At 41.5% G+C, this 11,884-nt stretch carries 13 protein-coding genes; 12 read left to right on the top strand and 1 reads right to left on the bottom strand.

Annotated features, from left to right (window positions below; all coding sequences use genetic code 11):
* Positions 1-33: 33 nt before the first annotated feature.
* On the bottom strand, positions 34-474 hold the full coding sequence (locus NSQ41_RS18465; protein ID WP_339198000.1) for a VanZ family protein: 441 nt from the start codon (positions 472-474) through the stop codon (positions 34-36).
* 134 nt (positions 475-608) lie between these two features.
* Here NSQ41_RS18465 and NSQ41_RS18460 point away from each other — a divergent pair, with 134 nt between their 5' ends.
* The 12 genes from NSQ41_RS18460 (at position 609) to NSQ41_RS18405 (ending at position 11,737) form a co-directional block, all read left to right on the top strand.
* On the top strand, positions 609-1,472 hold the full coding sequence (locus NSQ41_RS18460; protein ID WP_339197998.1) for a M23 family metallopeptidase: 864 nt from the start codon (positions 609-611) through the stop codon (positions 1,470-1,472).
* A 266-nt stretch (positions 1,473-1,738) separates the two neighbouring features.
* Positions 1,739-2,242, top strand: a complete 504-nt coding sequence (locus NSQ41_RS18455) for a GNAT family N-acetyltransferase (RefSeq protein WP_063389004.1) — start codon at positions 1,739-1,741, stop codon at positions 2,240-2,242.
* Positions 2,243-2,836: 594 nt separating this feature from the next.
* Positions 2,837-3,571 carry a 5-oxoprolinase subunit PxpB gene (gene pxpB, locus NSQ41_RS18450; RefSeq protein ID WP_339210639.1) on the top strand — a complete coding sequence of 245 codons (735 nt, stop codon included), beginning with the start codon at positions 2,837-2,839 and terminating at the stop codon, positions 3,569-3,571.
* Positions 3,568-4,356: a 5-oxoprolinase subunit PxpA gene (locus tag NSQ41_RS18445; protein ID WP_339210638.1), complete on the top strand. Its 789-nt coding sequence runs from the start codon at positions 3,568-3,570 to the stop codon at positions 4,354-4,356. Before pxpB ends, NSQ41_RS18445 begins: the two co-directional genes overlap by 4 nt.
* Entirely contained in the window at positions 4,334-5,293 is a 960-nt protein-coding gene (locus NSQ41_RS18440) for a biotin-dependent carboxyltransferase family protein (protein ID WP_339210636.1), read from the top strand. The genes NSQ41_RS18445 and NSQ41_RS18440 overlap by 23 nt, the downstream gene beginning before the upstream one ends.
* Positions 5,294-5,891: 598 nt before the next feature.
* Positions 5,892-6,167, top strand: a complete 276-nt coding sequence (spoIIID, locus tag NSQ41_RS18435) for a sporulation transcriptional regulator SpoIIID (RefSeq protein WP_063388999.1) — start codon at positions 5,892-5,894, stop codon at positions 6,165-6,167.
* 144 nt (positions 6,168-6,311) lie between these two features.
* Positions 6,312-7,313 carry a rod shape-determining protein gene (locus tag NSQ41_RS18430; protein ID WP_063388998.1) on the top strand — a complete coding sequence of 334 codons (1,002 nt, stop codon included), beginning with the start codon at positions 6,312-6,314 and terminating at the stop codon, positions 7,311-7,313.
* 928 nt (positions 7,314-8,241) lie between these two features.
* Positions 8,242-9,060 (top strand): flagellar hook-basal body protein, encoded by an 819-nt coding sequence (locus tag NSQ41_RS18425; protein WP_339197992.1) that lies wholly within the window; start codon positions 8,242-8,244, stop codon positions 9,058-9,060.
* Between the two features lie 16 nt (positions 9,061-9,076).
* The gene (locus NSQ41_RS18420) at positions 9,077-9,907 is read left to right on the top strand and encodes a flagellar hook-basal body protein (protein WP_066248024.1); all 831 of its coding nucleotides are present in this window, start codon (positions 9,077-9,079) and stop codon (positions 9,905-9,907) included.
* Between the two features lie 190 nt (positions 9,908-10,097).
* Complete coding sequence (locus tag NSQ41_RS18415) at positions 10,098-10,364, top strand: DNA-directed RNA polymerase subunit beta (RefSeq protein WP_094244698.1); 267 nt, start codon at positions 10,098-10,100, stop codon at positions 10,362-10,364.
* Positions 10,365-10,563: 199 nt separating this feature from the next.
* Positions 10,564-10,986, top strand: coding sequence for a 3-hydroxyacyl-ACP dehydratase FabZ (gene fabZ / locus NSQ41_RS18410; protein ID WP_094244697.1), 423 nt, complete (start codon positions 10,564-10,566; stop codon positions 10,984-10,986).
* A gap of 478 nt (positions 10,987-11,464) precedes the next feature.
* Entirely contained in the window at positions 11,465-11,737 is a 273-nt protein-coding gene (locus NSQ41_RS18405) for a hypothetical protein (RefSeq protein ID WP_339210635.1), read from the top strand.
* The last annotated feature ends 147 nt before the right edge of the window (positions 11,738-11,884 follow it).

The raw sequence follows: 11,884 nt of genomic DNA, 5'->3' as shown, positions 1-11,884 counted from the left end.
TCGATTCGATAAATTCTTTTTTAGATCCCAGCCTTAAAAGCGCTGGGATCTTTTTAATGCTGCTAATTTGCAAAAAAACGTTTTTAGCTTCGATTCGTCTTTTTGGAAATAAAAGATTTTGACGATATAGTAGGATGCGAAAACACCGATTGTATCCTTAATAAGATCAATGAATGTCGCAGATCTTGAGGGAACGAAATATTGATGAATTTCATCACACAGCCCGTAAAAAACAGCGATCATCGCTGAGGCGAAACTTAATTTTTCTGTAAGCTTTTCATGGACAGCGAAGGCGAAAATGAAAAGCCAATAAAGAATTCCGAACTCAATGAGATGAAGCGACTCTTTCAATAAATGGTCGAACGAAAACGGCGTTTTGACGAAAGTGTCAGCTGGATAGCTCGACAAGATCCAAATGACCGCCATATACATAATCGGTAAAATACTGATTACATATACCGCAAACTTCTTCATGATCCAAACTCCTTCAAATATTTTTCAACAATATGCATAGAAAAAAAGAAATGGCAAAAAATAAAAGAAAAAATTTTATTTTGATGTATAGATTCTCTCAAACTTGTTCACAATGGTTGCTGAGGTGATGAACAATGAGAGAGGAAGAAAAGAAACGTACTTCTCAAGGCTCGAAGTTCCAACAGTTTTTCAGAAAAAAATGGGTTTTTCCTGCTATTTATTTAGTCAGTGCAGCCGTTATTTTAACAGCCGTTTTATGGTATCAAGCAATCCGCAACAATGATGCAAACGATTTATCAACGGACGATGGTACAGACGTTTCCTATAATGAAGATCAATCGGTGGAAGTAAATCAATCCGTCGAAAACTTCAAAATGCCGGCCATCGATCCTGATGCTGTGAAGGTAGTAACAAACTTTTATGACTTTAATGCTTCAGAAAAAGAACAAGAAACGGCACTTGTCTTCCATAATAACACATACCATCCAAACCAAGGTATCGATATCGCATCAAATGATGGAAAAGCATTTGAAGTCATTGCATCTTTAAGCGGAACGGTTGCAAAAGCTGAAAAAGATTCTCTTTTAGGATATGTCGTAGAAATTGAACATGAAAACGGTGTAAAAACCATTTACCAATCGCTTGCCGATACGAAAGTACAGGTCGGCGACAAAGTTAAACAAGGAGAAATTATCGGACAAGCTGGGAAAAACCAATTCAATAAAGACGCTGGCGTCCATGTTCACTTTGAGATCCGCAAAGACGGTAAAGCCTACAATCCATTAAACTACATGGACGAGCCGTTAACAAGTTTAACTGAAAAATCTGTTGAAGAGCCTTCTGACGGGGCAGCACAAAAAGAAGAAAATAAAGATGGAGAGGAAGCTACTTCAGACGAAACAGCCCCATCAGATGAAACTCAGCCTGATGAAGAACAATCTCAGTCAAAGGAAAATTCAGAACAAGAAAAATCTGATAATTCTACAACTAAACCTTAACCAATACAATCCTACTCAAACGAGTAGGTTTTTTTTTGTCTAAATCATATCTGGTAAAAATTAAATGAGCATAGGCTGCTGAATTTTTCATAAAGAACAGACCAAAAAATTTTTCATAAACGGTACAAGAAACAACGTACGGTAAGGTGCAAGCGAGAAAGCAGGCTTGCCGAAGCATTTTTTCAAAACATAATGTGAAGCGATCGAAAATTCACTTTATTCCATATATAATAGAATCAATCTAAGCAAGAGAAAGGAAGAAGCACGTGGAAAATATTCTTTTTCGAGATGCAACGATACATGACTTGCCTAAAATCGTCTCGATCTACAATTCAACGATCCCAAGCCGGATGGTGACAGCTGATACTGAACCTATTTCAGTGGAAGACCGCATACAGTGGTTTCATGAGCACAATCCAAAAACGAGACCGTTGTGGATGATCGAACAGGATGGAAACGTAGCTGGCTGGCTCAGCTTTCAATCCTTTTATGGAAGGCCTGCTTATAACGGAACTGCGGAAATTAGCATTTACATTGATGAACAGTACCGGGGAAAACAAATCGGCGATTTTGCCTTGAAGACCGCTATAGAAAAGGCTCCAAGCCTCCAAATAAAAAATTTGCTTGGCTTTATTTTCAAGCACAACATCCCGAGCTTAAAGCTGTTTTACAAAAATGGATTCCGAGATTGGGGGCACTTTCCCCGTGTGGCGGTACTGGACGGTGTTGAGCGAGATTTAGTGATAGTGGGGAAACGTGTAGCCGATTGAATCTCGTCTATCCGCCACCAGTAAGCATCCGCATGCATGATAGTGGGGAAACGTGTAGCCGATTGAACGTATTAACAGTGTCTCCGCTCGCAATATAGTATTTTAGTTTCTTTTTCATTCGCCAGTTGAGAAAAAAGTGTCTTTTGAGCCAAACTGCAATCCTTTTTTAGAACATGATTGTTCGACTGTTTAAATTTGTTTGAATCTATAGACTGATGTTGAGTTTTCCTGCGGAAAATTGTTCGTTGCATGATTATGGGCGATCCTGTTTTTCTGGCAGTTTGTGCAGCGAAAGAATTCAATCAGATCTGCCATCTGCGAGTATGTATATTTTAATTGCGTACCAGAGTATTAAATAAATTTTTGCTTCCATTGAGTGATCGGGGCTTTTTTATGTCGATTTCTTTTTGATACGAACGCTTCGATTAACGGTTTATGTGGACTGGAAAACTTGCTTAACAGCAGCAATCCACCAGTGCTGAAAAAAACATCCGCAGCAGTCGTTTTGGCCGGATTGACAAGCTTTACACAGAAGCTGCAAAAATAAGTGTTTTGCTGCGTAAAAGCACTTTTTCAAAAGGAGGGTGGAAAACGGTGGAATTTTTGATTCAACCGCTTGGTGATACAGGAATCATCATTCAATTCGGCACGGAGATTTCCGAAGCAATTTATCAACAAATCCGCCAATATGTATATCGGCTGGAACAAATCCGCATTGAAGGAATAGTCGAATGGGTTCCTGCTTACACCACCCTTGCTGTTTTTTATCGACCAAATATTATTTCGTACGATGAACTTTCTCAAAAGCTTTTAAAAATTGGAGAAAAGATAGAAAGCATGCCAGTGCCGGATCCAATAGTCATTGAAATTCCGACATTATATGGCAAGGAGGCAGGGCCAGATATTCAGTTTGTTGCTGAAACGAATGGATTGTCGGAAGAAGAAGTAGTGAAGATTCATTCATCCTCCGATTATTTGATTTATATGATTGGGTTTGTTCCAGGGTTTCCATATTTAGGCGGAATGGACAAAAGAATTGCGGCGCCGAGGAAAAAGACACCCAGATCTAGAATTCCTGCCGGTTCAATCGGAATTGCCGGGGAGCAAACAGGGATTTATCCTTTGGAAACACCGGGAGGCTGGCAAATCATCGGGAGAACGCCTGTCAAATTGTATGATCCGCAGAAACAAGATCCAATATTGCTAAAAGCCGGCGATTACATCCGATTTGTCCCCATTACGGAAAGAGAATATGAAAAAATTGAACAGCAGGTGCTAAAGGGTTCATATAAAGTGGTCAAATATAAAAAGGAGGCGGCAGAAACATGATATCTGTTGACTTAAACAGCGATTTAGGGGAAAGCTTCGGCCATTTTAAAATTGGCAATGATGAAGAACTGCTTCGCTGTATTTCTTCAGCCAACATTGCTTGTGGATTTCATGCCGGCGACCATAATGTCATGATGCGGACTGTAGAGCTTGCGAAAAAGTTTGATGTGGCGATAGGCGCTCATCCAGGGTTGAACGATTTAGCCGGATTCGGACGAAGGGAATTGAAAGTATCTCCTGAGGAAGTCTACAATATGGTCGTTTATCAAATTGGAGCTTTGCAGGCTGTGGCGGCATCAAAAGGGATGAAGCTGAACCATGTGAAGCCCCACGGCGCTCTATACAATATGGCTGCAAAAGACGAGGCGTTAGCGGAGGCGATTGCTCAAGCAGTAAAAGATGTTGACGAGTCGCTTATCCTATATGGACTCTCAGGAGGCGTCCTTTGCCGTGCGGGGGAAAAGATCGGGCTTACGGTCGCGCATGAAGTCTTTGCCGACAGAACGTATCAGCCTGACGGAACATTAACTTCAAGATCAGAAAAAAATGCAATCATACACGATCCAGAGGAAGCGGTAGAAAGAGTTCTCCGTATGGTGAAGGAGGGAAAAGTAGCGGCAATAAACGGGCAAGACATCCCCATTCAAGCTGATACAATCTGCATCCATGGCGACGGTCCGAAGGCATTAGCATTTGCTGAAGCTTTAAAAAGCAGACTGGAAGAAGAAAATATTCGTATTGTCAATCCGGGAGCGAAAAATGATGAAAGAAATATTGTTAGTTGAAAAGCCTGGTTTGTTAACGACTGTTCAAGATTTAGGAAGAACGGGCTATCAGCAATACGGAGTTGTTGTTGCCGGCGCTATGGATTCGTTTTCCATGCAAATCGCAAATCTTTTAGTCGGCAACCGAAAAGATGAAGCGGTGCTGGAGGCAACAATCGCAGGTCCTTCCTTAAGGGCCGTCCGTGATATTGTGATTGCGATATGCGGAGGCGATCTAGCGGCAAAAATCAATGGGAAAGACGCTCCGTTATGGAAAAGCGTGCTGCTGAAAAAGGGAGATCAGCTTTCTTTTACCGGTTTGAAAAGCGGTGCAAGAGCTTATATCGCAATCGCAGGCGGAATTAATGTCCCTAAGGTCATGGGGAGCAAATCAACGTACTTAAAAGCGGGAATAGGAGGATTAAATGGAAGAGCCCTTCAAAAAGGGGATGTAATCATGGGTTCAGATGCTGTAAAAACAAGCACAATTGGCCGAATGTTATCCCCTTCCCTTATCCCGAAATATGAAAAGCACATGACCATTCGCATTGTCCCGGGTCCACATGAAGAGGCGTTTACAAAAGAAGGAATCGATACTTTTTTTTCTTCTGTATATGAAGTCACACCGCAATCGGACAGAATGGGCTATCGGCTGAAAGGGCCGAAAATTTCTCATAGAAAGCCTGCCGACATTTTGTCGGAAGCTGCTCCCCTTGGCGGAATTCAAATACCTGCTGACGGACAGCCGATCATTTTAATGGCTGATCGGCAAACAACGGGCGGATATACGAGAATCGGAACAGTTATTACAGTGGATTTGATGTACGTTGCTCAAGCAGTGCCAGGGGCAAAGATTCGCTTTCAGCCGGTTTCCGTTCAAGAGGCTCAAAAGCTTTATCTTGAGCAGATGCGCATCATGCGCCAAATTTCAGTCGGAGCTGGCATATATGATGAATAAACGAAAGTTGGAAAGTGAACATGTAGGATCATTGAACGAAATTTTATTAAATACGACCCTATAAGGTCTGAACAATTTCAGTAATCTGCGCTAATAAAAGCCTGAACAAGTCAAATATTTTAGGAACATAAAAAAGCAAGAGAGAACTTGTCCACATTGCCGAAGAGCTCATCAAAAATGTTTTTCTGTTTTGTCATAAGAATCAAACCATTCCCCATTTCTCGACATCTGTTCCAAAAAGGAGCAGATGTTTTCTTTTTTTCACTGGAATTATACATATTTCCCGGAAAATGATTGGCGCATATCGTCGAAAAACTAATCAATGAAAAGTGTCGAAACATGACCTCGACTTTAAGTGGAAAATAAATTTTCATAAATCCCTTGTCCTTCTTGACTTTTCAAGAATATATCTTCACCCAAGCTAATAAAATGTTACAAACCTAACAAGAGAGTGTTTGAGGTGAGGGATCGTGGAGATAGATGATCAATACAGCAAAAATGGCAACTTTAGATTCTACATCATGTATATAGCTGTATACACTGTGCATGCGAATCTCATTTCACACTTCTCACATCCACATTAGGGAGGTCGAGTGGTGTGCACGATTACATCAAAGAACGCACAATCAAGATTGGAAAGTATATCGTGGAGACGAAAAAAACTGTTCGTGTAATCGCGAAAGAGTTTGGCGTTTCCAAGAGTACTGTCCATAAAGATTTAACGGAAAGGCTGCCGGAGATAAATCCTGATTTAGCAAACGAAGTAAAGAAAATACTAGATTATCATAAATCGATTCGCCATCTTCGTGGCGGAGAAGCAACAAAATTAAAATATAAAAAAGAAGAACAGCAAAAAGAACCGATAAAACGATGATGATTCTCGACGCCAACCGACAAAACTCTCCGAAAATCTTGTCTTTTTTTACAAAATCATACTTTTTATGCAATTATATGATACAATAAGAAATTAGGATATTAGTTGGAGAGATGATGATTGGCAAGGGAGGATCATAGTAATATGTTTTCAAAAGATGTAGGAATCGACCTAGGAACAGCAAATGTGCTGATTCATGTAAAGGGCAGAGGCATTGTGTTAAATGAGCCTTCTGTTGTGGCACTTGACCGCAACAACGGAAAGGTGTTAGCGGTTGGCGAGGAAGCGAGACGTATGGTTGGCCGTACACCTGGCAATATTGTTGCCATACGCCCGCTGAAGGATGGTGTCATCGCAGATTTTGATATTACAGAAACAATGCTCAAACATTTTTTGAATAAGTTAAATGTCAAAGGCATTATATCAAAGCCGCGGATTTTAATTTGCTGCCCGACAAACATTACTTCAGTGGAGCGGAAAGCGATCCGAGAGGCAGCTGAAAAATGCGGCGGCAAGCAAGTCTTTTTAGAGGAAGAACCAAAAGTAGCTGCAATTGGCGCTGGGATGGAGATTTTCCAGCCGAGTGGAAACATGGTGGTGGATATTGGCGGCGGGACGACGGACATAGCTGTACTATCCATGGGTGATATCGTTACCGCCTCGTCCTTGAAAGTGGCTGGAGACAAATTTGATCTTGAAATTTTAAATTATATTAAACGGGAGTATAAGCTTCTGATCGGTGAACGAACTGCAGAAGATATTAAAGTGAAAGCGGCAACAGTATTTCCAGGTGCACGCGACGAAGAAATCGATATTCGGGGTCGTGATATGGTCACAGGACTGCCTCGGACGATCACTATTAGGTCGAAAGAAATCGAGCAAGCATTAAAAGAACCTGTCGAAGCCATTATTCAAGCAGCCAAAAATGTGTTGGAGCGCACACCTCCTGAGCTGTCTGCAGACATCATTGACCGCGGTGTTATTTTAACAGGCGGCGGAGCACTCCTGCATGGGCTTGATCTGCTCTTGTCTGAAGAGCTGAAGGTTCCGGTTACCATAGCGGATGATCCGCTGCACTGCGTTGCTGTCGGAACAGGAATCATGCTTGAAAACATGGACAAACTGCCAAAAAGAAAGTTTATATAACAAAATCGTAGCAATAAGTTTTTTAGAAATCGGCTTTTACGCCGATTTTTTTACTTGTGCGCCCGGCATGGGTGTAATCTATAGGGTGAAAGTCCCGAGCTGCGAAGGCAGAAGTAGCAGTTAGCTTAACGCAAGGGTGTCCGTGGTGACGCGGAATCTGAAGGAAGCGAGCGGCAAACTTCCGGTCTGAGGAACACGAACTTCATATGAGGCTAGGTATCACTGGGTGAGTTTGCAAGACAAAACAAAGCCCTTTCTGCCGAAGGTGATACAGAGTAAATGAAGCAGATGGATGGAAGGAAAGATTACACTCTTACCCGGGGAGGTCTGGCTGGCACGCCAAGTAACCTTGGTAACCTATCTAGTGATAGATAGCTGAACAGTCAGAAGTCAGCAGAGGTCATAGTATTAGTTGGTCTAGAACAACTAAGAAGGACCGAACAATTAAGAGAGAATAGCCCTTGGCATTCAGTGAGTCATGATGAACACAGAAAACGTAGTACCTCACTTGAGGGAGGAAGCGGTGAATCCCGTGGGAGATCTCTTGGAGGGTGGAGTGACCACTGGCATAAAGAGAACAGCTATTCACGGAAGTTATAAAGACTTGCGTCAATTATCTTAATTGAACCGCCGTATACGGAACCGTACGTACGGTGGTGTGAGAGGACGGGAGTTAATCGCTCCCTCCTACTCGATTCAAATCTGAAAGACCAATCCTGCTTTTACATACCCATTCAGCTCCCAACATCCAAATGATATTTTTCTTTATGAACAGTTTGGAAAGGAGACGGAAGATAATAGACCTATCAGAAAATTGTGATCTTTTACCTATAAGATAATAAAAAAATTGTAATGAGAATCATCGAAAAGTCCTTTATAATATAAAATTAGGAGAACATGTCGGATTTGTTGGATGGGGTGAAAAATCATGCTTCGAGGATTCTATACAGCTGCAGCAGGAATGCTCACACAGCAGCGCCATGCGGAAATGCTTTCAAACAATATAGCCAACGCTAACACGCCGGGATATAAATCTGACCGGGCTGCAATACGGGCTTTTCCGGAAATGCTTTTGTCAAGAATTGAAACAAAAAACGGTGTGACAAATATTTCGGAAGTTGGATCTGTCAATACAGGCGTTTATATGCAAGAATTGATTCCACTATTTACCCAAGGGGATATCCGTGCAACTGATTTGCCGACTGATGTAGCTTTAGTGGAAGAAGCGGTTCCAATTCATGAAGAAACGAATTTAAAAGGCACTCTCTTTTTTGCTGTTGAAACGGGAAATGGTGAAGTGAAATATACGAGAAACGGCCACTTTACGATTGATGAGCAAGGCCGCCTGACAATGGCAGGAAACCCTGTCCTGTCTGTAACCGGAACGCCGATTATTATTGAAGGAAACGATTTTACTATTACGCCTGAAGGAGAAGTTCTGGAAAACGGACAATACACAGGTCAAACGATCGACATTCGGTTTGAAGATGATGTCCGCAATCTTGTCAATGAAGGGAACGGCTTGTTTCGAACGGCTGACGGAACAGAGCTGCCAAGTGCAATTGGCAACGGCAATGTGCAATATGTGCTGCGCCAAGGATATATTGAACGTTCCAACGTTGATGTTGCAAGGGCTTATACGGGTATGCTGACAGCCTATCGTTCTTTTGAAGCAAATCAGAAGGTGCTGCAAGCATATGACAGAAGTATGGACAAAGCAGTCAATGAAATCGGCCGCATCGGCTGACAAAGAGGTGTTGTAAATGCTCCGCTCAATGATTACAGCGACTAATACGATGAATCAGTTACAGCAGCAATTGGATGCAATCGGTCATAACTTAGCGAATATCGATACAAACGGTTATAAAAAAACGAGCACAACCTTTCACGAATTGATGAGACAAGAGCTGAACAATCAGCCGGATCTTCAAAAAGAAACAGGCAGATTGACTGATTACGGCCTTCGTCTTGGCGTCGGCGCCAGACTGGATAAACAGCTTGTCTTTCATCAAGGCGCTATTAAAACGACAGGCAGAGAGCTAGATGTTGCGCTTTTACACAAGGATCAGTTTTTACAAGTGGAAGTAGACGGCGAGGTCCGGTATACAAGAGACGGTGCTCTTTATTTATCTCCTGCAAACGATGGTACGAACCGCCTTATGCTTGTGACGAAAGACGGCTACCGAGTGCTTGATGAAAATCAAAACCCGATTTACTTGGACGGAGATATTCGAGATATTGTCATTTCTGCAAACGGGACGCTTACAGCAGCGCCACGGAATGAAGGAGAGCTACCGCAAACGGTTAATCTTGGAGTTGTCAGAGTAGATCGTCCGAGCATGATGATTTCACTCGGCAATAATATATACGGCTTGCAGCAATTAGGAAACGTGCCCATCACAGATGTGCTGACGAATTTGGAAGGGGATTTGCGGACGGAAATCGGCATGCGGCAAGGGGCTCTGGAAAGCTCAAATGTCGACCTGACTCAAGAAATTACAGACTTAATGATCGCACAACGCTCCTACCAACTAAATGCTCGGTCAATCACGATCGGCGATCAAATGCTTGGACTAATCAACACGGTGAGGTAATAGAGCGATTTCTGCAATTGTGTTGAACAGTTGAAAATCGGCAAAAATTCAATTTAACAAGTTTTACCTCTAGCCTTAAACGGGGTAGTTCACCGTGAATATAGAAATAGGTCTTTTTGATCTTTGACCTTAAAAGAAGCTGCTGTATCAGCTTTTTAAAACTTGTTATTTTTTTAAGGGAGTTTTTATGATGGCTGCTCAGGAAAAAGTTGATATTTTAACAAGGGAAGAACGGAAAAAAGCGAAAAAAGAGGACGGAGTCAAGAGAAAAACGCGCACACGAGTCCGGCTTATTCCAATTTGGCTTCGTCTCATTTTACTTGTTTTTGGAATGGTCATCAGCATGGCCATCGGTGCGATAATCGGATATGGAGTGTTGGGGGACGGACGTCCACTAGATGCACTTAAACCGTCTACATGGCAGCACATCATAGATCTTGTTGAAAAGGACGCGTAATTCTAATATACTTGATGAAAGGCTGGGGGAATTTTCCTCCTTGTTAAGATCTTCTGCAAGACTGGTTCTAAGAAACGAGCTGATGCATTGCTCACATGCCGGAGATCGGGAGACGAAAAAATGGGGCATAAATCGTTTATTAGAGCCATAAAAAGCTGCGGAAACAGACTATCGTTTTAATCCTTAAGGAGGCATCTTCATGTTGGATATTCAGCAAATAAAAGAGATCATACCACATCGATATCCGTTTTTGCTAGTCGATCGAGTTGTTGAATTAGAGGAAGGCAAGCGGGCGGTCGGCATCAAAAATGTCACAATTAATGAACCGTTTTTTAACGGACATTATCCGGATTATCCGGTTATGCCAGGCGTTTTGATCGTTGAAGCACTGGCTCAAGTAGGCGGCGTTGCCATGATGAAAAAAGAAGAATATAAAGGGAAGCTCCCTCTTTTTGCTGGCATTGATAAATGCCGTTTTAAAAGACAAGTACGCCCCGGGGATCAACTAAAACTGGAAGTGGAAATGATCGCACAGCGGGGTCCGATCGGAAAAGCAAAAGGAATTGCAAAGGTTGATGACGAAATCGCTTGTGAAGCTGAATTAACATTTGCTGTGAAATAAACGGGTGCCTTCAAATGGCATCTGTTTTTTATTAAATAAGCACATTAGACTGCCGCTTTTTTCATAAGTTCAAGAAGTCTGTTGTATTGACCTCAATTTGAATGTACTTGCATCTTAAAAGATCTTCTTTCTGTATTCTCTCCCAAAATTTTCGATGTGCTCCAGTACGGTGTATTCATCTCTATATCTTCATTTTTTATTTCTTCTGATGTTGAAAATATGGCTTTCGTTTGTTTTTCCCCGATTATGAGCCCTTCTAAAGTGTTTTCTCTTACATTTGGATATGAAAATGTTGGATTGCAAAAGTTTATTTTCGAAATCGTTCTTTTACGAATATTTCTTCTTATCCTTTCTTCAATCTATGTCATCATATACTGAAGGTTGAAAAATTCAATCTGTGTTTTAGAAAAATTTGTTGAATGTGTTAAAAATACTTGGGCATGTTAAGAACGTATAACAATAAGAAAGGAGCAATCATATGAAAAAGAAATGGATGTACATGTTATTTAGCATGCTAATGGCGTTGATGGTGGTGACAGGGTGCAATACGAATGATGAGGTCCCTCCGGACAATAATAACGATACAGAAGAAAATACAGGTCCAACAGATGAAGACAATAACGGGAATACTTTAGATGAAGAATTGCCACCGGATGATGAAGAAGGTGCTGATAACAATCAAGATGATACTGCCGACGATAATAACGACGATAATAACGACGAAAACAACGAAGAACAAGAAAATCAATAATTGAAGAAGGCCGTCTGTGCCTTCTATTTTATTTTTAGGATAGACAAGCGAGAATCCTCCCCTTTTTAAAGGGGAGATGAATCGCTTTTTTTATATTTTATAAAGACTATATGTGGTTTATTAAAGATTGAAATAATTGGTTTTTTT

Source organism: Aeribacillus sp. FSL K6-8210, assembly GCF_037963925.1.
Taxonomy (GTDB): domain Bacteria; phylum Bacillota; class Bacilli; order Bacillales; family Aeribacillaceae; genus Aeribacillus; species Aeribacillus composti.
Note: the sequence above shows the minus strand (reverse complement) of the source record. Positions and strands in the feature narration are given on the sequence as shown.

Excerpts from the sequence above, each read along its gene's own strand:
- NSQ41_RS18465 (WP_339198000.1), bottom strand. The coding sequence starts at position 474 with ATGAAGAAGTTTGCGGTATATGTAATCAGTATTTTACCGATTATGTAT.
- NSQ41_RS18460 (WP_339197998.1), top strand. The coding sequence starts at position 609 with ATGAGAGAGGAAGAAAAGAAACGTACTTCTCAAGGCTCGAAGTTCCAA.
- NSQ41_RS18445 (WP_339210638.1), top strand. The coding sequence starts at position 3,568 with ATGATATCTGTTGACTTAAACAGCGATTTAGGGGAAAGCTTCGGCCAT.
- NSQ41_RS18440 (WP_339210636.1), top strand. The coding sequence starts at position 4,334 with ATGAAAGAAATATTGTTAGTTGAAAAGCCTGGTTTGTTAACGACTGTT.
- NSQ41_RS18430 (WP_063388998.1), top strand. The coding sequence starts at position 6,312 with ATGTTTTCAAAAGATGTAGGAATCGACCTAGGAACAGCAAATGTGCTG.
- NSQ41_RS18425 (WP_339197992.1), top strand. The coding sequence starts at position 8,242 with ATGCTTCGAGGATTCTATACAGCTGCAGCAGGAATGCTCACACAGCAG.
- NSQ41_RS18420 (WP_066248024.1), top strand. The coding sequence starts at position 9,077 with ATGCTCCGCTCAATGATTACAGCGACTAATACGATGAATCAGTTACAG.
- NSQ41_RS18415 (WP_094244698.1), top strand. The coding sequence starts at position 10,098 with ATGGCTGCTCAGGAAAAAGTTGATATTTTAACAAGGGAAGAACGGAAA.
- fabZ (WP_094244697.1), top strand. The coding sequence starts at position 10,564 with ATGTTGGATATTCAGCAAATAAAAGAGATCATACCACATCGATATCCG.
- NSQ41_RS18405 (WP_339210635.1), top strand. The coding sequence starts at position 11,465 with ATGAAAAAGAAATGGATGTACATGTTATTTAGCATGCTAATGGCGTTG.